Annotated in this window: 19 protein-coding genes; 13 read left to right on the top strand and 6 right to left on the bottom strand. The window is 64.4% G+C overall.

The genetic code is table 11. From position 1 onward, the window contains the following. Positions 1-16 precede the first annotated feature (16 nt). The 6 genes from ACYQ12_RS14375 to ACYQ12_RS14350 all read left to right on the top strand — a co-directional run bounded on the left by ACYQ12_RS14375 (position 17) and on the right by ACYQ12_RS14350 (position 7,748). Positions 17-1,270 carry a TIGR03862 family flavoprotein gene (locus ACYQ12_RS14375; protein WP_459873014.1) on the top strand — a complete coding sequence of 418 codons (1,254 nt, stop codon included), beginning with the start codon at positions 17-19 and terminating at the stop codon, positions 1,268-1,270. 197 nt (positions 1,271-1,467) lie between these two features. Continuing rightward, entirely contained in the window at positions 1,468-2,937 is a 1,470-nt protein-coding gene (locus ACYQ12_RS14370) for an NAD-dependent succinate-semialdehyde dehydrogenase (RefSeq protein ID WP_459873012.1), read from the top strand. Between the two features lie 175 nt (positions 2,938-3,112). Next, positions 3,113-4,519 carry an aminotransferase gene (locus ACYQ12_RS14365; RefSeq protein WP_459873010.1) on the top strand — a complete coding sequence of 469 codons (1,407 nt, stop codon included), beginning with the start codon at positions 3,113-3,115 and terminating at the stop codon, positions 4,517-4,519. Positions 4,520-4,657: 138 nt separating this feature from the next. Further along, positions 4,658-5,656, top strand: coding sequence for a hydroxyectoine utilization dehydratase EutB (gene eutB, locus ACYQ12_RS14360; RefSeq protein ID WP_459873008.1), 999 nt, complete (start codon positions 4,658-4,660; stop codon positions 5,654-5,656). A 46-nt stretch (positions 5,657-5,702) separates the two neighbouring features. Beyond that, positions 5,703-6,671 carry a cyclodeaminase gene (locus ACYQ12_RS14355; protein WP_459873006.1) on the top strand — a complete coding sequence of 323 codons (969 nt, stop codon included), beginning with the start codon at positions 5,703-5,705 and terminating at the stop codon, positions 6,669-6,671. Between the two features lie 84 nt (positions 6,672-6,755). Further along, positions 6,756-7,748 (top strand): aldo/keto reductase, encoded by a 993-nt coding sequence (locus ACYQ12_RS14350; protein WP_459873004.1) that lies wholly within the window; start codon positions 6,756-6,758, stop codon positions 7,746-7,748. Positions 7,749-7,835: 87 nt separating this feature from the next. Here the strand turns inward: ACYQ12_RS14350 and argC are convergent, their stop codons facing one another. Continuing rightward, on the bottom strand, positions 7,836-8,786 hold the full coding sequence (gene argC, locus ACYQ12_RS14345) for an N-acetyl-gamma-glutamyl-phosphate reductase (protein ID WP_459873002.1): 951 nt from the start codon (positions 8,784-8,786) through the stop codon (positions 7,836-7,838). 129 nt (positions 8,787-8,915) lie between these two features. Further along, entirely contained in the window at positions 8,916-9,647 is a 732-nt protein-coding gene (locus tag ACYQ12_RS14340) for a 4'-phosphopantetheinyl transferase family protein (RefSeq protein WP_459873000.1), read from the bottom strand. 161 nt (positions 9,648-9,808) lie between these two features. Between ACYQ12_RS14340 and ACYQ12_RS14335 the strand changes: the two genes are divergently transcribed. From ACYQ12_RS14335 to cfa, 7 genes are all read left to right on the top strand, one after another. Further along, complete coding sequence (locus ACYQ12_RS14335; protein ID WP_459872998.1) at positions 9,809-11,212, top strand: NfeD family protein; 1,404 nt, start codon at positions 9,809-9,811, stop codon at positions 11,210-11,212. A gap of 44 nt (positions 11,213-11,256) precedes the next feature. Continuing rightward, positions 11,257-12,048, top strand: a complete 792-nt coding sequence (locus tag ACYQ12_RS14330; protein ID WP_459872997.1) for a slipin family protein — start codon at positions 11,257-11,259, stop codon at positions 12,046-12,048. A 76-nt stretch (positions 12,049-12,124) separates the two neighbouring features. After that, entirely contained in the window at positions 12,125-12,817 is a 693-nt protein-coding gene (locus ACYQ12_RS14325) for an HAD family hydrolase (protein ID WP_459872995.1), read from the top strand. 58 nt (positions 12,818-12,875) lie between these two features. After that, the gene (locus ACYQ12_RS14320; RefSeq protein WP_459872993.1) at positions 12,876-13,808 is read left to right on the top strand and encodes a DMT family transporter; all 933 of its coding nucleotides are present in this window, start codon (positions 12,876-12,878) and stop codon (positions 13,806-13,808) included. Positions 13,809-14,215: 407 nt separating this feature from the next. Next, positions 14,216-15,706, top strand: a complete 1,491-nt coding sequence (locus ACYQ12_RS14315) for a SulP family inorganic anion transporter (protein ID WP_459872991.1) — start codon at positions 14,216-14,218, stop codon at positions 15,704-15,706. Between the two features lie 25 nt (positions 15,707-15,731). Then, positions 15,732-16,586 (top strand): universal stress protein, encoded by an 855-nt coding sequence (locus ACYQ12_RS14310; RefSeq protein ID WP_459872989.1) that lies wholly within the window; start codon positions 15,732-15,734, stop codon positions 16,584-16,586. A gap of 242 nt (positions 16,587-16,828) precedes the next feature. Further along, on the top strand, positions 16,829-17,986 hold the full coding sequence (gene cfa, locus ACYQ12_RS14305) for a cyclopropane fatty acyl phospholipid synthase (RefSeq protein ID WP_459872987.1): 1,158 nt from the start codon (positions 16,829-16,831) through the stop codon (positions 17,984-17,986). 85 nt (positions 17,987-18,071) lie between these two features. Here the strand turns inward: cfa and ACYQ12_RS14300 are convergent, their stop codons facing one another. The 4 genes from ACYQ12_RS14300 to ACYQ12_RS14285 form a co-directional block, all read right to left on the bottom strand. Continuing rightward, positions 18,072-19,349 (bottom strand): serine hydrolase domain-containing protein, encoded by a 1,278-nt coding sequence (locus ACYQ12_RS14300; protein WP_459872985.1) that lies wholly within the window; start codon positions 19,347-19,349, stop codon positions 18,072-18,074. 100 nt (positions 19,350-19,449) lie between these two features. Further along, positions 19,450-20,625, bottom strand: a complete 1,176-nt coding sequence (locus tag ACYQ12_RS14295) for a lactate 2-monooxygenase (RefSeq protein WP_459872983.1) — start codon at positions 20,623-20,625, stop codon at positions 19,450-19,452. Positions 20,626-20,734: 109 nt separating this feature from the next. Further along, on the bottom strand, positions 20,735-21,196 hold the full coding sequence (locus tag ACYQ12_RS14290) for a MaoC family dehydratase (RefSeq protein WP_459872981.1): 462 nt from the start codon (positions 21,194-21,196) through the stop codon (positions 20,735-20,737). Positions 21,197-21,428: 232 nt separating this feature from the next. Next, positions 21,429-22,043, bottom strand: coding sequence for a hypothetical protein (locus ACYQ12_RS14285; RefSeq protein ID WP_459872979.1), 615 nt, complete (start codon positions 22,041-22,043; stop codon positions 21,429-21,431). Between the last annotated feature and the right edge of the window lie 91 nt (positions 22,044-22,134).

Raw genomic sequence — 22,134 nt, 5'->3', positions numbered from 1 at the left:
CACACCGGTAATCGCCATGCCCGACACTCCTTCTCCAACCGCTCCCCGTGTCGCCGTCATCGGTGCCGGCCCCGCTGGCCTCATGGCCGCCGAGGTGCTGAGCGCAAATGGCGTCATGGTGGAGGTCTTCGAGGCGATGCCCACCGCCGGTCGCAAGTTCCTCATGGCCGGCGTAGGGGGCATGAATATCACCCACAGCGAGCCCCATGCGGCATTCGTCGCCCGCTATGGCGAGCGGGCCGGCGAAGTGACGAGCTGGCTGGAGGGGTTCGATGCCGAGGCGCTGCGCGAGTGGATCCACGGGCTGGGTATCGACACCTTCGTGGGGAGTTCGGGGCGCGTGTTTCCCACCGAGATGAAGGCCGCTCCCCTGTTGCGGGCGTGGCTCAAGCGGCTGCGCGAGCAGGGCGTGACGCTGCATGTCCGCCACCGCTGGCGAGGCTGGAACGCCGACGGCAGCCTGCGCATCGTGCACGGTGAAGAGGAGCGGAAGGTAAGGTTTGATGCCGTGATACTGGCGCTGGGCGGCGGCAGCTGGCCGCGATTGGGCTCCGATGGTGCCTGGGTGCCCTGGCTGGCAGATCGCAAGGTCGCCGTCAGCGCGCTGCGTCCGGCCAACTGCGGCTTCGAGGTCGCCGGCTGGAGCGAGTTGCTGCGGGAACGCTTTGCCGGTGCCCCTCTCAAGCCGGTGGGTCTGACGCTGGCCGCTGGCCATGGGCCGGAGCGTGTCGGCGAGATGATCCTCACCGCCCAGGGCGTCGAGGGCGGGCTGATCTACGCCTTCTCCGCGAAGATTCGTGAACGTATCGCACGTCACGGCCGCTGCACCGTTTTCCTCGATCTCGCTCCCCAGCGTCCATGGGACGCACTGGCCGCTAGCCTGGCCAAGCCGCGAGGCAAGAAGTCGCTGGCCAAGCACCTCAAGGCGCGGGCCGGTATCGAGGGTGCCAAGGCGGCGCTGCTGCGTGAGCTCGCCACTCCCGAATGTCTCGATGATCCCGGGGCGCTGGCCCGGACCATCAAGACGCTGCCGCTGACGCTGGTGACGCCGCGCCCATTGGCGGAGGCCATCAGCAGTGCCGGGGGGGTAACATTCGCCTCGCTGACGCCGCATCTGATGCTGCAGGCAATGCCCGGCGTCTTCTGCGCCGGGGAGATGCTCGACTGGGAGGCGCCCACCGGCGGTTACCTGCTCACCGCCTGCTTCGCCAGCGGACGGGTGGCGGCATGCGGCACGCTCGAATGGCTCCGGTCTTCCCGATCGTCCTGAACGCGGCAGAAAAAAAACCATCTCACCGGACCGACTGCAAAAGAAATCCTCCCCGACGATGCAGCGGACAAAAAGTCTCGTCCGTCGATCTCCCTTAGCCTGTCGACATGGGGTGAGCAGGCTCGCCGCCATTTCGTCAATCCGGCTCGATTCGAGCGATTCACGCCGACGTGCCGGCGCGTCAGGGGAGGTACAGCATGAAACTCAGTGATCCGCGTCTGTTTCGCCAGTACGCCTATATCGACGGCAAATGGACCCACGGCGATGGTGGTCGCGAGGAAGCGGTGATCGACCCTGCCACCGGCGAGACCTTGGGCCACATTCCCTGGCTGGAAGCCCATCAGGTTCGTGCCGCGGTGGAAGCCGCAGACAGTGCTTTCGTGCAGTGGCGCGCGCTGCGCGCAGACGAGCGCAGCGAGCGGCTGATGGCATGGTTCGATCTGCTGCTCGCCCACCGCGAGGATCTGGCGACGATCATGACCCTCGAGCAGGGCAAGCCGCTGCCCGACGCCCGTGGCGAGGTCGAGTACGGCGCCAGCTTCATCAAGTGGTTCGCCGAGGAGGGCAAGCGCACCTTCGGCCAGACCATCCCCAGCCACATCCCCAATGCCGCGCTGGGCACCCTGAAGGAGCCGGTCGGCGTGGCGGCGCTGATCACGCCATGGAACTTTCCGCTGGCGATGATTACCCGCAAGGCCGCCGCTGCCCTGGCCGCCGGCTGTACGGTAATCGTCAAGCCGGCCGGCGAGACGCCGTTTTCCGCCCTGGCACTGGCCGAGCTGGCCGAGCGTGCCGGCATTCCCGCCGGCGTCTTCAATGTGGTGCTGGGCGAGGCGTCCGAAGTCTCGAAGATTCTCTGCGCGGAGGAGCGCGTCAAGGCGCTGTCTTTCACCGGCTCGACCCGAGTGGGACGGCTGCTGCTCGAGCAGAGCGCGAGTACCGTCAAGCGAGTCTCGCTGGAACTGGGCGGCAATGCGCCGTTCATCGTCGGCCCGGACATGGACCCCAGGGAAGCCGCGGCGGCGGCGGTGGCGGCCAAGTTCCAGACGGCGGGACAGGACTGCCTGGCGGCCAATCGCATCCTGGTGCACGAGTCGCTGCACGACGCCTTCGTTGACGAGTTCACCGATATCATGAAGAGGCTCAAGGTGGGCAACGGCCTGATCAGTGAGATCGACATCGGCCCGCTGATTCACGGCGCGGCGGTGGACAAGGCGGCAAGCCTCGTCGATGACGCCATCTCCCGGGGCGCCACGCTGGTCCATGGCAGCCAGGCCATGGCGCCGGGCGAGAACTTCTTCATGCCGACGCTGCTCACCGGCGTCACGCCGGAGATGAAGGTATGGCGTGAGGAGAACTTCGCCCCGGTGGCGGGCATCACCGCCTATCGCGACGACGACGAGGTGATCGCCATGGCCAACGATACCGAGTACGGCTTGGCGGCCTATGTCTACACCCATGACGTACGACGCATCTGGAAACTGCTGCGCGGGCTCGAGTACGGCATGGTCAGCGTCAACTCGGTGAAGATGACCGGTCCGCCCATTCCCTTCGGCGGCATCAAGCAGTCCGGGCTGGGGCGCGAGGGCGGCACCGCCGGCATCAAGGAGTATCTGGAGACGAAGTATTACTGTCTGGGTGGGTTGGGCTCCGTCTCTGGAAGCTGATGGCATGGAGCTAACTGCGCTCGACGATACGGCGTTGGACTTTGGTTCGGGCAATGCTCATTGACAGCCGTAAACTTCGCTGCCCTCGTCAAATTCCGCCTTGTCTCGTCATCGCTCGTAGAGCTCTCGAGTTTTATGAACATCTGTACAGTCAAGAACATTTCAGGAGATCGCCATGAGCGCCCATCAGGATTTGATCGACCGCGACCGCAAGGTCACCTTTCATGCTTCCACGCATCTGCGCGACTTTGCGCATGGCGACGCCCCGGGGCGGGTCATCACCGGTGGGCGTGGCATTACCATCAGTGACAAGGATGGCCGCGAACTGATCGACGGTTTCGCCGGGCTGTACTGCGTCAATATCGGCTACGGGCGCACCGAGATGGCCGAGGCGATCTACAAGCAGGCTCTGGAATTGGCCTACTACCACACCTACGTGGGGCACTCCAACGAGCCGCTTATCGAACTCTCCGAGAAGATTACCCGGCTCGCCGGCCCCGGCATGTCAAAGGTCTACTACGGGATGTCCGGCAGTGACGCCAACGAGACCCAGTTGAAGATCGTGCGTTACTACAACAACGTGCTGGGTCGCCCGCAGAAGAAGAAGGTCATCTCGCGAAGCCGCGGGTATCACGGTTCGGGTATCGCCTCCGGCTCGCTGACCGGGCTAGCCACGTTCCATGACCATTTCGATCTGCCCATCGACACCATCCGGCACACCGAAGCGCCATACTATTACCGGCGTAGTGCCGAGCAGGCAGGCATGAGCGAGCGTGAATTCTCGCAGCACTGCGCCGCCAGGCTCGAAGAGATGATCCTCGCCGAGGGGCCCGAGACCGTGGCGGCGTTCATCGGCGAGCCGGTACTGGGCACCGGAGGTATCGTACCGCCGCCGGAAGGCTACTGGGAGGAGATCCAGGCAGTCCTGACCAAGTACGATGTACTGCTGATCGCCGATGAGGTCGTATGCGGCTTCGGGCGCATCGGCACGGACTTCGGTTCGCATTTCTACGATATCAAGCCGGACCTGATTACCGTGGCCAAGGGCCTGACCAGCGCCTACCAACCGTTGTCCGGCGTGATCGTCGGCGACAAGGTGTGGCAGGTGCTCGAGCAGGGCACTGGTGAGTACGGCCCGATCGGTCACGGCTGGACCTATTCCGGCCATCCGCTGGGAGCCGCGGCGGCGCTCGCCAACCTGGCGATCATCGAGCGCGAGGGGCTGACCCGCAACGCCGCCGAGACCGGCGCCTATCTGCAGCAGGCCATGCAGCAGACCTTCGGTGAGCACCCGCTGGTGGGCAGCGTGCGTGGCGTGGGCATGCTCGCCGCGCTGGAGTTCTCGCCCGACAGGGCTCAGCGTGCGCTGTTCGACCCCAATCTCAAGGTCGGTGCGCGCATCAGCGCTGCTGCGCTGGGGGAAAATCTGATCGCACGGGCCATGCCGCAGGGAGACATCCTGGGGTTTGCACCGCCGCTGGTGATCAACCGCGACGAGGTCGACGAGGTCGTGGCCCGGGCCAAGCGGGCGGTGGACAAGGTAACCGATGAGCTGGTCCGCTCCGGCGATTTCAAGGTTTGAACTTGCTGCACCTGACTGTACGGCGTTGAACATTGGCTCGTCATGCGCATTTACGTTCTGTAAACGCCGCTGATTCGCCAATGTTCGCCTGGCGGTGATGAGCCGCCACTTTCCCGGCCAACCGAATCTGGAGGCGCCATGACCCGACCCGCTCACGGCGTGACGCTGGAATCGATCTACCGGGCACGCAAGCGTATTCATGGACAGGTGGCGCGCACGCCGCTGGTGCGTTCAGCGGTGCTGTCCGAGCGTTTCGAGGCCGAGATCCTGCTCAAGCTGGAAACGCTGCAGCCCACCGGGGCCTTCAAGCTGAGAGGCGCGGCCAACATGATCGCCACGCTGATGGAGGAACTCGGCCCCGAGCGGCTGCAACGCGGAGTGACCACGGCATCCACCGGTAACCACGGCCGGGCGGTGGCCTACGCTGCGGCACGTCTGGGCGTGCCGGCGGTGATCTGCCTATCGAGACTGGTACCGGACAACAAGGTGAGCGCCATCGAGGCGCTGGGGGCCGAGGCCCGACGCATCGGCAGTAGCCAGGACCAGGCCTTCGAGGAGGTGACGCGGCTGGTGGACGAGGAGGGCATGCTATTGATTCCGCCTTTCGACGATCCGCTGATCGCTAGTGGCCAGGGCACCATCGGTGTGGAACTGATCGAGGAGGTTCCCGAGCTCGACCGGGTGATCGTCGGGCTCTCCGGCGGCGGCTTGCTCGGCGGCATCGGCGCGGCACTCAAGGGCCTGAAACCTGCGGTACGCGTCACCGGGGTGAGCCTGTCCCGCGGCGCGGCAATGTGGGAGAGCCTCAAGGCCGGCCGTCCGGTGGCGGTCGAGGAAGTCGAGAGCCTGGGCGACTCGCTGGGCGGCGGTATCGGTCTCGACAACCGCTGTACCTATGCGCTGGTGAGAGAGGTGATGGACGATCACTTCCAGGTCTCGGAGGCCGCCATCGCGTCGGCCATGGTCGAGATCCTCCGGCACGAGAAGCTACTGGTCGAAGGTGCCGCCGCCGTGGGCCTGGCGGCGCTCGAGGAGCACGGTCTGGACGTCCGCGGCCAGAGCGTGGCGCTGATCCTGACCGGTAACGGCGTATCGCTGGAGACGCTGGACCGGGCAAGACGGCTGGCGGGTATCTAGCCTTGTAGCACCGACATTGAGCAACGCTTCAACTCGAGAGGACTTCATGCAGATCTATCAACGCGACGCCATCGAAGCGGCAGTGAAGATCGACCACGACGCCCTGGCCACGGTGGAGGCGGGATTCGCGGCGCTGGGCCGTGGCGAGGTGGCGCAGCCGCCGATCCTGTCGATGGCCCTCGAGGAGACCCGCGGTGAAGTGGACGTCAAGACGGCCCATATTCGTGGCTTCGAGCATTTCGCCATCAAGGTCAGTACCGGTTTCTTCGACAATCCCAAGCAGGGTTTGCCGAGTCTCAACGGCTTGATGATGGTGTTCTCGGCCAGGACCGGGCTGGTCGACGCAGTGCTTCTCGACGAAGGCTACCTCACGGCCGTGCGCACGGCGCTGGCCGGGGCGATCGCGGCCAAGCATCTGTCGCGCGAGAACAGCCGCCGGGTGGCGGTGCTGGGGGCCGGCGAGCAGGCGGAATTGCAGGTCGAGGCACTGAGACTGGTGCGTGACATCGACACGCTGGAAGTCTGGGCGCGCCGGCGCGATGCGGGTGAAGCCTATGCCGACAAGATGCGCGCACGCGGTTTCACGGTGAACGTGCACGACCGGGCCCCGGCCGCCTGCGCCCAGGCCGACATCGTGGTCACCACCACGCCATCCCGCGAGCCGATTCTCGAAGCCGACGATCTTCCCGAGGGTGTGCATGTCACGGCCATGGGGTCCGACAGCCCCGAAAAACGTGAGTTGGGCGAGTCGGTACTGACCCGGGCCGACGCCTTCGTCTGCGATACGCGCGCCCAGAGCGAGACCAACGGGGAACTCAAGGCGTTCCATGGCCTGGGCGATCTCGACGCCCCGGCGAAAATTCCCTTTGCCGTCTACGAGCTGGGCAAGGTGATCGCCGAGGGACAGAGGCCGCGCACCTCGGACGACAGCATCACCGTCTGCGACCTGACCGGGACCGGTGTGCAGGATACGGCGATCGCCCATTATGCCCTGAGCCGGCTGACTGGTGCATAGCGGATGGACAATTCACAAGCCGCTATGCTTGCGATAGTCAGGGGATAACGACAGCCATGAGCCAATAAATAGCGAGGAATGGGCATGCAAACACGTAAGCTGGGAGCGAGCGGGCCGAGCACATCGATCATGGGGCTGGGTTGCATGGGAATGTCCGGCATGTACGGCCCGGCGGATCGTGCCGAGAGCATTGCCACTATCCATGCCGCGCTGGAGGCCGGCGTCACCTTGTTCGATACCGGTGATTTCTACGGCATGGGACACAACGAGATGCTGCTCGGCGAGGCGCTCAAGGGGCGGCGCGATCAGGCTCGGATCAGCGTCAAGTTCGGCGCCCAGCGCGGTCCCGACGGCAGTTGGCTGGGGTACGACGCCCGTCCGCAGGCGGTGAAGAGCTTTGCCGCCTATTCGCTGCAGCGTCTGGGTGTCGAGCACATCGACATCTACCGCCCGGCGCGGCTGGACAAGAATGTGCCGATCGAGGAGACCGTGGGGGCGATCGCCGAACTCGTCGAAGCCGGCTACGTGCGTCACATCGGATTGTCGGAAGTCGGCCCCGAGACGCTTAGACGGGCGGCGGCGGTCCATCCGATCAGCGACCTGCAGATCGAATACTCGCTGATCTCGCGAAGCATCGAGGACGAGATTCTCCCCGTGTGCCGGGAGCTGGGCATCGGCGTTACCGCCTACGGCGTGCTCTCGCGGGGCTTGATCAGTGGTCACTGGCAACCGGGACAGGAGCGGCAGGCGGGCGACTTCCGCAGCATCAGTCCGCGCTTTCATGACGGCAATGTGGAGCGGAATCTCGAGCTGGTCGAGGCACTACGGGGCGTGGCCGACAAGCGCGGGACGAGCGTCGCGCAGTTGGCCATCGCCTGGGTGGCGGCGCAGGGCGAGGATATCGTGCCGTTGGTCGGCGCCCGCAAGCGCGAGCGCCTGGAGGAGTCGCTCAAGGCGTTCGACGTCGCGCTGACCGGTGAAGACCTCGCGGCGATCGAGCAGGCCATGCCCAAGGGGGCAGCGGCCGGTGAGCGCTACCCGCAGGCCCAGATGGCAGACTTGGACAGCGAGAAATAATCGCCGCCCAACCCGGTACGGTAAGTAAGGTGGCGTCTGCCTTGGATCGGTATCCGTCACGGGTCACCGATCGGCGCGGGCCGGCGACTACAGCCCGGTGAGCCCCGTGGATTCGTCGAGACCCAGGTGAATGTTCATCGACTGGACCGCCGCACCGGCCGCGCCCTTGCCGAGGTTGTCGAGTCGGGCGACCAGCGCCAGATGCTCCTCGCCGCCGAAGACGAAGATATCCACACGGTTGGTGTCGTTGGCACCCTGGACATCGAAGAAGCCGTTGTCCAGGTTTGCGGCGTCGTCGAGTGGCATGATCTGCACGAAGCGCTCGCCGTCGTAATGGCGCAGGTAGGCGTCGCGAATCGTCTCGGCAGTGGCACGCGGGGCGAGGTCGGAGACGTGCAGGGGAACGGTGACGGCCAGGCCCTTGAGGAAGGGGCCGACCACCGGATTGAATGCCGGGGCGCGACTCAGCCCACCGTGCTGGCGCATCTCCGGCAGGTGCTTGTGCGCCAGGGGCAGGGCGTAGGGGCGCGGCGCGGCAAGGCGCCCCTCGGTATCGGCTTCGTATTCGGCGATCAGCTTCTTGCCGCCACCGCTGTAGCCGGTCAGCGAGAAGGCTGAAAGCGGATAATCCGCCGGCAGCAGGCCCGCGTCGACCAGCGGGCGCACCAGCATCACGAAGGCGCTGGCATGGCAGCCGGGGTTGGCGATGCGCTTGCCGGTACGGATGCGTTCGCGTTGGCGCGGCGTCAGTTCCGGCAGGCCGTAGACCCAATCGTCGGCAGTGCGAAAGGCGGTGCTGGCGTCGATGAGGCAAGTATCGGGGTTGTCGAGCAGCGCCACTGCCTCGCGCGAGGCGTCGTCGGGCAGGCACAGGAAAGCGACGTCGGCGGCATTGAGCAGGCGGGCGCGTTCGGCCGGGTCCTTGCGCTTGTCGCTGTCGATACGCAGCAGCTCGATATCGTCGCGGGGCTCGAGATAATCGAGCAGCCGCAATCCGGTGGTTCCTTCCTGTCCGTCTACGTAAACCTTGAATGCCATGGGAATCTCTCTCCGCCAATCTGCCGCGCGTATGCATTGATTGCTCAAGGGTTATTGTGCGGAGATTTGTGCCATTTGTCATATCGCGTCGGGGGCCTGCGATTCTCCCCGCTTCTTCCCGGTCGGCTTTCAGCGCGGCTCGTGGACAATCGCCACCAGGGTCAGCACACGTTCGCCATCGTCGGCATACTGGCCGTCTAGCCGGGTTCCCGCCGGCCACTGCGGGCTCAGTGATGTCAGCAGGCGAAGCCGCACCTGAGCCGTATCCGGGCATTCATCGTCGAGCTCGGCGTCCTGGAAGTAGAAGCGCACCTTCACCAGCGGATACAGCGCCTTGAACAGGCTCTCCTTGAACGAGAAGACCCGCGTGACGAAGGGGCCGTGCTGCGCCTCGGGCAGATGCGCCATGTGCTCGCGCTCGCGTGGTGTGAGGATCTGTACCGCCAGCCGGTGCGCACGCTCCGTCGACAAGTGCGACTCCGCATCCATGCCCAGGCCCCGATATCGATACGCCGCGCCGACGATCGCCGCAGCAAGCGCGCCGCCATGTGTGATCGAACCGACCACGCCTGCGGGCCACCGGGGCGCGCGATCCTCGCCCACACCGGGCACGTGTCGTTCTCCGGTCAGGCGCTGGATGGCCTCGCGCGCGCACAACCTGCCGGCGAGGAATTCGGCCTGCCGCTTGGTCGCGGCCGTCAACAGTTTCGCCGGTGGGACGATGGCGCAGTCGGCAAATGCTTGCGGCGTCATGCAGGTGGCGTCGAAGCGGGTCGCAATCCACTGCGTGGTCGCGAGGCGAACGGGCAGCGGGCATCGATCCTCGAAAGGATGGCAGATCGGGGAGGGGCGCGGGGTCATGGTCATGGCGCCATTATGCGGATGTGGTGGGCGATACGAAACATGCTCTCAAACGTGACTGGCCCGTCGCGCGATCCGCTGCCAAGCTCAATGGAGAAGGGCGGCCGGAAGGATGGCGAAGCATGCGGACGAACACTCGGATGCGACAAGGCGCAGTGTGGATGAGCGTACTGTTGGGCCTGCTGCTGGCCATGCTGGCCTTCGCGCAGGACGCTCGCCGCAGCGCACTGGTGCTGACGATAGACGGCAGCATCAGCCCGGCGACCAGCGACTACTTCCAGCGCGGTCTGCGCATGGCCGAAGCTCGGAATGCCGCCCTGCTGATCCTGCGGCTCGATACCCCCGGCGGGCTGGACGCCTCGATGCGGGACATGATCAGCGCGATGCTCGCCTCCGACGTGCCGGTGGTCGTCTACGTCGCCCCTGACGGGGCGCGTGCCGCGAGTGCCGGCACCTATCTGCTCTATGCCAGCCATGTGGCGGCCATGGCGCCATCGACCCACCTGGGATCGGCGACGCCGGTGCAGATCGGTGGCGGCGGATTGCCCGGCTCCGACAGCCCGCCCCGGCCCGAGGACACTTCGTCCCCGAGCGGGGAGCCGGCCTCTGGCGAGGGCGGCGAGAATAGCGATGATGTCGGCGGCGGCGATCGTCGGCGTGGCGAGACGGCAATGGAGCGTAAGGTGCTCGAGGATGCCGTGGCTTATATCCGCAGCCTGGCCGAGCGACACGACCGTAACGCCGACTGGGCCGAGCGCGCGGTACGCGATGCCGTGAATCTCAGCGCCCGCGAGGCGCTCGAGCGCAACGTGATCGATGTGGTCGCGACGGATCTCGACGATCTGTTGCGCCAGCTCGAGGGGCGCGAGGTGGTGATGAGTGACGGCACGCGTGAACTGACCACGGCCGATCTCGCCATAGAGCGCTTCGATCCCGACTGGCGAACCGAGCTGCTGTCGATCATCGCCGATCCCAACATCGCCTATTTCCTGATGATCATCGGATTCTACGGCCTCGTCTTCGAGCTGCTCAGCCCTGGCACGCTGTTCCCGGGCGTGATCGGTGCCATCTGTCTGCTGCTCGCCCTGTTCGCCTTTCAGGTGCTGCCGGTCAACTACGCCGGGCTGGCGCTGGTGCTGCTGGGATTGGGATTGATCGTCGGCGAGGCGCTGATGCCCAGTTTCGGCATTCTGGGTATCGGCGGCATCGTCGCTTTCGTTACCGGCTCGGTGATTCTGATGGACGATCGCTATATGGCCGTGTCGCTGCCGCTGATCGGCGGTGTGGCATTGGTCGCCTCGGGCCTGATGCTGTGGATTGCGCTGCGCTTCCTGCAGTTGCGCGGGCGCCGGCCTCATTCGGGTCCGGAGGACATCGTCGGAGCGGCCGCGGTGGCGCTCGATGACTTCTCCGCTGCCGGTACCGGCCATGTGCGCTTGAACGGTGAGCGCTGGAATGCGCGAGGTCAAGCATCGATCCAGCGCGGCCAGCCTCTGCGGGTCGTCGCCATCGAAGGCCTGACCGTCGAGGTGGCGCCTGCCGATGCCGCGCCACCGTCCCAGTGACGCCGGTTTCGCTCTCCGGAACCGAAACACCCAGGAGGTTGATCATGATGATTTCCTATCTCGTTCCCATCGTGCTGATCGTACTGCTGTTGGCGGCCTCGATCCGCATCCTGCCCGAATACAAGCGCGGGGTAGTGTTCTTTCTCGGACGCTTCCAGGGCGTCAAGGGGCCGGGGCTGTTCTTCCTGATTCCACTGGTGCAGAAGATGGAGGTGGTAGACCTGCGCGTAATCACGCTCGACGTGCCCGAGCAGGACGTGATCTCCCGCGACAACGTCACCGTGCGCGTCAATGCGGTGCTGTACTTTCGCGTCGTCGACCCCGAGCGGGCGATCATCAAGGTCGAGAACTTCGTCATCGCCACCAGTCAACTGGCGCAGACTACGCTGCGCTCGGTGCTTGGCAAGCACGATCTCGACGAGATGCTCTCCGAGCGCGACAAGCTCAACGACGATATCCAGGAGATCATCGACACCCAGACCGAGGAGTGGGGCATCAAGGTCGCCAACGTCGAGATCAAGCATGTCGATCTCGACGAGACCATGATTCGTGCCATCGCTCGCCAGGCCGAGGCCGAGCGTGAGCGTCGTGCCAAGGTCATCCACGCCGAGGGCGAGCTGCAGGCCTCGCAGAAGCTGGTCGAGGCCGCCGACGTGATGTCGGCGAACTCCGCGGCGCTGCAGCTGCGCTATCTGCAGACCTTGAGCGACATGAGCAACAAGAATGCCTCGACCATCGTCTTCCCGCTGCCCATGGACATCATGGAGGCTTTCAAGCACATGAACGCCGGGAGGCGTGGCGCGAACGGCAGCGAGACGCCGCCGCGCGATAGCTGAGCGAAGCCACGGCGGCTCCCGTCATGGGCGGGTGGCTGGTAGACTGAGCGTTTTCCTGTCATGAGAGGGATCTCGCATGTCCGCCAGCCCTTCGGCCAGTCGTCATCTGGCCATCTTCGATCTCGACGACACGCTGCTGGACGGCGACTGCACTGGCCTGTGGCTGCACTGGCTGGTCGAGTGCGGCTGGGTGGCGGACGGTGAACGCTTTCTTGCCGAGGTGGCACGCCAGGACACCCATTACCGCAGCGGTGAACTCGACATGGACGCTCACCTGCGGTTCGTGCTGTCGCCGCTGGTCGGACGCCATCGCGACGAGGTGAATGCCGAGGTCGAACGCTTCGTGGCCAGCGAGATCTGTCCCCGCCTGATGCAGCCGGGGCTCGAACGGCTCGCCGGACATCGCCGCGATGGCCATGCCACGTTGATCATATCCGCCTCGATGCGGCACCTGGTCGAGCCCATCGCACGTTTCACCGGGGCCGACGATGCCCTGGCGACGCGTCCGGCCTTCGATGACGCGGACTGCTTCACCGGCCATCCCTCCGGGACGGTGACCTACCGCGACGGCAAGTTGCAGGCGCTGGAGGAGTGGTTGATGGCACGAGAAGCCGAGCATGCCCGACCCACCGAGCTGTGGGGCTACAGCGACTCGCACAACGACCTGCCGCTACTCGAGCATGTCGATCATCCCCACGCCACCCAGGCCGATCCGCAGCTGCGCGAGATCGCCGAAGCGCGCGGCTGGCCGATACTGCAGTGGCGTTGAAGCCGGTGTTCCAATGATGGCGAAGCCGATCATTCCTGTCCGTACATCGAGGTAAGTCTTGCGCTTCTCTTCCCTAAGCCTTCGCCAGCAGGGACTGCTGCTGACCGCGCTCGGCCCGCTGATCATTTCCCCCGACGCCTTGCTGGTCAAACTGGTGGGCATGCCCGACAGCCAGGCGCTGTTGTGGCGCGGCCTGCTGACGGCGCTGGGCTTTCAGATCATCCTGATGCTGCGGCGGGGCAGGGGGGCCTGGCAGGCCTTTCGCGATTGTGGTTGGACCGGGGTGGGTGTCGCGACGTTGTTCGGCCTCTCCAACATCGGGTTCGTACTCGGCAATCACTACACCAAGGGCGGCAATGTGCTGATGATTCTCGCCGGCACGCCGTTGATCGCCGCGCTGCTGTCGCGGGTGTTCCTGCATGAACGCTTGCCGCGCCGGACCTGGCTGGCCATCGGCTTGTGTCTGTTGGGAACTTCGCTGATCGTCTTCGACGAGGCCGGACCCGGCTCCTGGCAGGGCAACGCCTTTGCCGTGATGTCCGCGCTGTGCATGGCGGCCAACTTCACCCTGTGCCGTACACGTCCGACGATCGATATGAGCCCCATGCTGGTGCTCTCAGGGTTGCTTGTGGCAGCAGTGTCGCTGATGGCGACCGTAAGCAGCGAGGCCGAGCTGTTGCTGCCTTCCGCTATACAGGCGGCTTATCTGGCGCTGTTGTGCCTGATTCTGCTGCCGCTGGGCTTCACGCTGATCCAGCGCGGACCGCTGTACCTGCCGGCAGCGGATGTCAGCCTGCTGATGCTGCTGGAAACCGTTGCCGGCACCTTGTGGGTATGGTGGGTGCTTGACGAACAGCCCTCGATGCTGGCCTTGGTCGGCGGCGGCCTGGTGCTCGTCACTCTGCTCGCCAAGGGCCTTGTGGATCGTCATTACGAGCGCCGTGCGACGGGCAACAAGCGGCGCAAGGATGCAGCGCTGAACGATTATTGATAGAATCCGGCGCTCGCTGGTGGCAGTGCCGTCAGCGAGCCTGGAACCCGACACGGAAAGCCGTCTTCGTCATGAACCGCATGATTCCCAGCCCGATGCGCTGCACTCCACCCTAGCGTTACGCCCCCTTCTCGGTGACAGGCTGACTCGGCGACAAGCCGGGAGCCTGTTGTCACCGCTCGCGCTTCCGGCTTGCCGGAGGCCGGTTCGCCATGTGCGAAACTTCCATGTGCGAATCTCGTTGTCACGAACCTGCATGACCCTGCATGGGTCACCACAAACCATCGCCGCCCCTCGTCGAGCCAACGGATATCTCCGTGCTGAGTTCTGACGTCAGGCCGTTCGCTACCGGTATGTTCCGGCGGTGCGGATGAGGCGGTATAACAGACTCCTGACAGGAATCCCGAATGATTCGATCGCTACGCCAAGAGTGGTTTTCCAACATCAAGGCCGACGTGCTGTCCGGCATCGTCGTCGCCCTGGCGTTGATCCCCGAGGCCATCGCCTTCTCGATCATCGCCGGCGTCGACCCCAAGGTCGGCCTCTACGCTTCGTTCTGCATCGCGGTGATCATTGCCTTCACCGGCGGCCGCCCGGGCATGATCTCCGCCGCCACCGGCGCCATGGCGCTGCTGATGGTCACGCTGGTGCGCGAGCATGGCCTGGAGTATCTGCTCGCTGCCACGCTGCTCACCGGCGTGCTGCAGATCGTCGCCGGCTATCTCCGGCTCGGTGAACTGATGCGCTTCGTATCGCGCTCGGTGGTCACCGGCTTCGTCAATGCCCTGGCCATCCTCATCTTCATGGCGCAACTGCCCGAGCTGACCGATGTCACCTGGCATGTCTATGCCATGACCGCCGCAGGCCTGGGGATCATCTACCTGTTTCCCTATATCCCGGTCATCGGCAAGAGCGTGCCGTCGCCGCTGGTGTGCATCGTGGTGCTGACCATCGTTTACATGATGTCGGGCATGGATATCCGTACCGTGGGCGACATGGGTGAATTGCCCGACACGCTGCCGGTGTTCCTGTGGCCCGAGGTACCGCTGAACCTCGAAACACTGATGATCATCTTCCCCTATGCCGTGATGCTGACCGTTGTCGGTCTGCTGGAATCGATGATGACTGCGACCATCGTTGATGACCTGACCGATACCCCCAGCGACAAGAACCGCGAGTGCAAGGGGCAGGGCATCGCCAACATCGGCGCCGGGCTGTTCGGCGGCATGGCCGGTTGCGCGATGATCGGCCAGTCGGTGATCAACATCAAATCCGGAGGACGCACCCGTCTGTCGACGCTGGTGGCCGGCGTCTGCTTACTGCTAATGGTGGTGTTTCTGTCCGACTGGGTCTCGCGGATCCCCATGGCCGCGCTGGTGGCGGTGATGATCATGGTCTCCATCGGTACCTTCAGTTGGGAATCGCTGCGCGATCTCAAGAAACATCCCATGAGCACCAACATCGTCATGCTGGCCACCGTCGCGGTGGTGGTAGCGACCCATAACCTGGCCATCGGCGTGTTCGTCGGCGTGCTGCTGGCGTCGCTGTTCTTCGCCAACAAGGTGGGTCAGGTACTGTATATCGGCAGCGACATGCTCGATGACGGCAGGACGCGGGAGTATCGTGTCGTGGGACAGGTCTTCTTCACCTCGGCGGATCGCTTCATCAGCGCCTTCGATTTCAAGGAGACCGTCGAGCGGGTGCGTATAGACCTGACTCACGCGCATTTCTGGGACATCACCGCCGTGGGCGCGCTGGACAAGGTGGTGATCAAGTTCCGCCGCGAGGGGACCGAGGTCGAGGTCATCGGTCTCAACGAGGCGAGCGCGACCATCGTCGACCGCTTCGCCGTCCATGACAAGCCCGAGGCCGTCGACAAGCTGATGGGCGGGCACTGAGTACGCGACACATGAGGAGAACCACATGACACAATGCATCATGGCCTGTATCGACGGTTCCGGCTTCTCCCCGGCGGTGTGCGACGCCGCCGTCTGGGCCAGCCAACGTCTCGAAGCGCCGCTGACCTTCCTGCACGTGCTGGACAAGTCGCAGAATCCCCACGAGGTGAACCCCACCGGCAATATCGGCCTGGGCAGCCGCGAGCACCTGCTCGAGGAACTGGCGACGCTCGACGAGCAGCGCGGCCGAATCGCCCAGGAGCACGGCCGACTGATGCTCGAGGCGGCCCGTGAGCGTGCCGTCGAGGAAGGCGTGGCCCAGCCGGCCACGCGCCAGCGCAACGGCGAACTGGTCGAGGCGCTGACCGAGCTCGAGGAGGAAACCCGTCTGCTGGTGCTGGGCAAGCGCGGCGAGTCGGCGCAATCGGCGCGCGAGCACCTCGGCTCCAACCTCGAGCGTGTCATCCGCGCCATGCATCGGCCCATCCTGGTCACGCCGGAACGATTCACGGCGCCCACGCGGGTGATGTTCGCCTTCGATGGCAGCCAGACGACCTGCAAGGGCATTGAGCTGCTGGCCGAGAGCCCCCTGCTGGCGGAGTTGGAGTGCCATGTGGTGATGGTGGGTGCCGATACCGCCGACCACCGCGAGCAGTTGGGATGGGCCCGGCGCACGCTGGAGAAGGCGGGGGCCGAGGTGCACTGCGCGATTCGCGCCGGCGAGGTGGAGGCGACCCTGCGCGACTACGAGCAGGAGCACGCCATCGGACTGCTGGTGATGGGCGCCTACGGTCATTCGCGGATTCGTCAGCTGCTGGTGGGCAGTACCACCACGGCGATGATCCGCAACGCCCGCCTGCCCATCCTGCTGCTGCGCTGAAGGCCAGTCCGGCCGGCCTGCACGATACCGGCCGGCCATGATAGGCAAAGCGAAACGAAGCAAAAGTCTCTGCCTATGAAACTCATCAAGAATTCTTGCTTGTCATCCAATAGGCGATATCTTTAAGTTATTTTGAATATCTCTACGGAAGAGTATTCGTAGAACGGCAATTTACATAATGATTAGTGACGGCTGCTCTGAATCGGTCGCCAGGGAATGGGAAGGAGAAGGAGACATCTGCCTTGAATCATCTAGTCAGCGAACAGGACCGCTATTTTTCTGAAGATTCGAGCCTGCATCGCCTGGCTGCCGATCTGCTCGCCAAGGCCGACATCCGCATCGACGGTGATCGGCCCTGGGACATGCAGCTGAAGGCTCCCGGCGTCATCGAACGTGCGCTTTCCGAAGGCAACCTGGGGTTGGGCGAGGCCTACATGGAGGGGCACTGGGACGCCGAGCGGCTCGATGAGTTCTTCTTTCATCTGCTGCGCGCGCGCCTGCAGGATGAAGTCAAGCCCGGCAAGCTGATCTTCCACGCACTGCGCGCCAGGCTGACCAACCTGCAGAGCATCAAGCGTGCCTGGCAGGTCGGTGAGGCCCACTACGATCTGGGCAACGACTTCTACGCCGCGATGCTCGACAGGCGCATGACCTATACCTGCGGCTACTGGAAGGACGCCACCACCCTGGACGAAGCCCAGGAAGCCAAGCTCGACCTGATCTGTCGCAAGCTCGATCTCAAGCCGGGCATGAAGATCCTCGACATCGGCTGCGGCTGGGGCAGCTTCATGGCCTACGCCGCCGAGCATTACGGCGTGGAGTGCGTGGGGGTGACCATTTCCCGCGAGCAGGCGGAGTACGGCAAGCGGCTCATGAAGCAGGGGCTGCCGGTCGAGTTCCGCTTGCAGGACTATCGCGAGGTCGACGAGACCTTCGACGCCATCATCAGCATCGGCATGTTCGAACACGTCGGGCGCAAGAATCATCGCGAATACATGGAGGTCGCCCATCGCTGCCTGAAGGACGACGGTCTGTTCTTGCTGCACACCATCGGCAAGAATCTTCGCGAGAGTACCCCCGATCCCTGGGTCGACAAATACATCTTTCCCAATGGCGATCTGCCCTCCATCGGTCAGATCGGCGACGCAGCGGGCGGCCTGTTCATCACCGAGGATCTGCACAACTTCGGTGCCGATTACGACAAGACACTGATGGCCTGGCATACCAACTTCGAAAAGGCATGGCCAGAGTTCCAGGAGCGTTTCGGCGAGCGCTTCTACCGCATGTGGCGCTACTATCTGCTGTCATGCGCCGCGGCGTTTCGTGCCCGTGATATCCAGCTCTGGCAGTGGGTGTTGTCCAAGCGGGGCGTGCTCGGCGGTTATCAGCGCATCAGCTGAAGTTACCTTCTCCGACGAATTCCCGTGCGGGTCCGGCTTCTGGCCTGATTCGCACGGAAATTCGTCACGCTGGATTGGCGAGGCGTTATTCTACCAGCGCCTGATACACCAGCGAGCGCAGATCGCGACGCAGGGGCAGAAGCGAAGAGGGCATGAGCTGAGCCATCTGGATGACGATCATGTCCTCCTCCGGATCGATCCAGAATTGGGTGTTCGCCATGCCTGTCCAGAAATACTCGCCCGCCGATCCCTGGGTCTGCGCCAGAGCGGGATCGAGCACCACGGCGAATCCCAGGCCAAAGCCGAGGCCCGCGCCCATGTGGCCATTGTTGAAACGCGCCTGCCCCATGTCGGCCATGGTGCCGGGCAGATGGTTGCACGTCATGAACTCCACCGTCTTGCGTCCCAGCACCTGGCGGCCGTCCAGCTCTCCCTTGTTGCTCAGCATCCTGCAGAAGCGTAGGTAATCGGCGGTCGTCGAGGTGAGACCGCCGCCGCCCGAAAGAACCTTTACCGATCCGGCAAAACGCCCGCCAGCGGCGGGATCGGCCAGCTTCAGGCCGCCCGCTGGCTCGGGAAGCACATGAGTGATCTCCTCGCCTAATGGCGGGGCTGGAGGAGCGTCGCTGGCGGTCGTGTACATGGTCGCGAACCGGCCCAGCTTGTCGGGGCTGACGGAGAAGGCGGTGTCGACCATCCTCAGCGGCTTGAAGATGCGTTCTTCCAGCAATTCATCCAGCGGCTGCCCGGCCATCACTTCCAGGACACGCCCCAGCACATCGGTGGAAACGCCGTAGTTCCACTCGGTACCCGGATGGCATAACAGCGGCTGTCGCGCGAGCCGGGTCACCACTTCCGCCAGTGAGGTGTCGCCGGCGGCAAAGGTGATGCCATTGCGGTGATAGAGTTCATCGACCGGGGAGCTCCTCATGAAGTCGTAGGTGAGCCCCGAGGTATGGGTGAACAGATGACGCAGGGTAATGAGGCTTCGGGCCGGTTCGAGTCGCGGATTGTCGGCGTCGCCACCGACCAGCACCTGCATGTCTTCGAATTCGGGAAGAAAGCGCGCCACCGGGTCATCCAGCTGGAAGCGGCCCTCCTCGTAGAGCGACATCGCCGCGACACTGACGATCGGCTTGGTCATCGAGTAGATGCGGAAGATGCTATCCATTCCGATGGAGGTGTCACCCTCCGTCGCCAGGCCACCCGCGCTGCCGAAAAAGGCGTTCTGCCCGTGGCGGTGGACGAGGACGCTGATCCCCGCGAGCCGCTCGTGCTCGACGTGGCCCTGCATCCAGTTGTAAATGCGCTGCAGCCGCTCATGCGACATGCCGACGGTTTCGGGGGCGACCAGATCAACCATGTCAGAGAATCCTTTCGTTTGGCATTGAAAAAGCCTGAGGCCGGCAACGGCGCGGGCCAAGCGACATTCCTATGACGCAAGTGTAGCCTGGCTCGCGCTTTCAACTCTGTCCCGGCAGGTGCAACAATTCTCGCCCTACGTCACGGAAACAGGAGCTGCCGGCCAGAGCCATGCTGAGGTCGAGATCGGCGAGCAGGCGTTGCACGACTTCCGCCACGCCCTGGCTGCCGGCCAGTGCCAGCCCCCAGATGTAGGGCCGGCCCAGCAGTACGGCGTCGGCTCCCAGTGCCTTGGCCTTGAGGACGTCGGAGCCGCTGCGGATGCCGCTGTCGAACAGCACCGGCAGATCGTCGCCCACTGCGGCGCGCACCATGGGCAGCGCGTCCAGCGAGGCCAGGGCCCCATCGACCTGACGTCCACCGTGGTTGGAGACGATGAGCCCGTCGGCGCCATGAGCCACGGCCTGGCGCGCATCCTCCGGGTGCATCACGCCCTTGAGCAGAATCGGCAGATCGGTTGCCTCGCGCAGGGTTTCGAGGTCCTTCCAGGTTTTGCTCGGGTCGGTGAACTCCTGGCTCCAGCGCCGGATCGCCGGGAGCATGTCCTCTTCCGGTGCCGCTTCCAGACCGTCCCGGAATCCCGGGTCGGTAATGTAATTGGCCAGTCCCTGCCCTTTGATGAAGGGCAAAAAGGCGTTGCTCAGGTCCCGTTCGCGCCACGCCATCATCTTGGTGTCGAGCGTCACCACGATGGCTTGGTAACCTGCCGCTTCGGCACGCTTGATCAGGCTGATGGCGAGCGAATCGCTACGTGGCCAGTAGAGCTGGAACCAGCGAGGTGAATCCCCCAGCGTTTCGGCCACCGTCTCCAGCGGGTGCGAGGAGACAGTGGAAAGAATCTGCGGCACGCCGAGTTGCCTGGCGGCCTGGGCCACTGCCAGCTCCGCCTCGGGACAGATGATGCTCTGCACGCCGATGGGAGCGAGCAGCAGCGGTGTCGGGTAGTGATGTCCGAACAGGTCGATCTGCATGTCGCGCTGGGAGACGTCGGTCAGCATGCGCGGCAGGATCGGGTAGCGCTCGAAGGCTTCGCGGTTGGCGCGCATGGTGGCTTCACCGGCACCGCCGGCCACGTACCAGTAGGACTCGGGTGGCAGAATGGCCCGGGCGGCGGCTTCGAGGTCTTCCATGCGCATGGGCAGACGTGGGCGTTCGCCGCTGAGGCCGTCGCGGTAGATCTTGAGTTGATAATCGCCGTAGTTACGGGGGGTGCTCATCGTCCTGCTCCCGGAATCGGTTTGTGATGACAGGGCATCCGGCAAGCGCCGGAGGAGGGCGTCAGGTGTTTCTCGCCGGTGTGACGGGCCAAGCCAGGCAGGCCGGCGTTCACGATGTCAGATAGAGCGTGAGCGACTCCGCCACGCAGGCGGGGCGCTCGCTGCCTTCGAGTTCGATGGTGGCTTCATTGCAGACCAGGAAACGGTTCTCGCCGCTGGGTTCCACCGACTTCAGCTTGAGCCGTAGGCGGATACGCGAGCCGGCCGGTACCGGGGCGGGGAAGCGGACCTTGTTGAGGCCATAGTTGATACGCGCCTTGACTCCCTGAACATCGAAGAGCCCCTGGCCCAACTGCGGCAGCATCGACAAGGTGAGGAAACCATGGGCAATGGGGGCTCCCATGGGGGATTCTCGCCTGGCGCGCTCGACATCGATGTGAATCCACTGATGGTCATCGGTGGCATCCGCGAACCGCTGGATGCGCTCCTGGGTGATCTCGACCCAGTCGCTGACGCCCATTTCGGTGCCGATGAAGTCCTTGAGTTCGTTGATATCCTTGACGATTTTCACGCACTGTTACTCCCGATCGAAGCGTTGTTTTATTATTCGGAATTGTATTTCGCTTATATGCATCGATTGGTTGTACCTTAAGCGGGAACGCAGTGGCAAGCGGGATACGCACCGGTTGATACCCCACCATAGTAGGAGGCGTGGAGTCGGAAGCCTGAAGCAAGGAGGCGGGGAAACGGTCAGGGCGAGGCGAGGAAGGGGAAGGACGGTGCGCTCAACGCATCGCCAGGGGTCACGGCGCGACGGGGATATCGCGGTCCTCCGATCGCGGCTGATGGGCCAGGAAGGGGGCGAGGCGCTGATGGTCACTCTCGCCGACCTGACAGAGCTGTTCGGCGATTTCCGCATACTGGCGCAGGACGGGGGTGGCGATGCGCAGACGGGCGGTGTCGTCTCTCGCTTGCCCGGCTTCGTCGGCCAGCCATTCGAACAGCCGGGCCAGGCGTGTGTAGTTGGGATCGCCTCGGCCGGTGTTGCCGCGCAGGGCATCGATGGCCAGGCAGCGCAGCACGCTGCGCTTGTTGGGATCGAGGCTGTCCTTGTCGAGCAGCGATTCGGCCTGATGCACGAAGCGCTCCATCAGTTGCGCCATTTCCATGGTTCGCTGCTGGCGCATCTGGTTCTCCAGACTGGCATGCAGGGCACGCTGCTGCGCGGCGAGCCCCTGGGCCAAGCCCACCAGCAAGATCAGCAGCGCCATGACGATGACCAGGGCCACGGCATAAAGCCCCAGCCAGGGCAGCATGGAAGCGGCCAGCGGCCAGGTCAGCTCGCTGGCCGCCAGCCCCAGTGAGCCGAATGCCAGTGTGGCCAGTACGATCGTAGTGATTGAGGTTTTCGAGGCCATCGGCGTCCCGGCGAGACAGCGCAGTGGCTGTCGATTGAAGGGCTTTCCCTCGCTATCGGCCGGCATCGCGAAAGCTTGAGCCCGGGACGCC

The sequence above is a fragment of the Halomonas shantousis genome (assembly GCF_054654615.1).
This window is presented reverse-complemented; position numbering and strand designations above follow the sequence as displayed.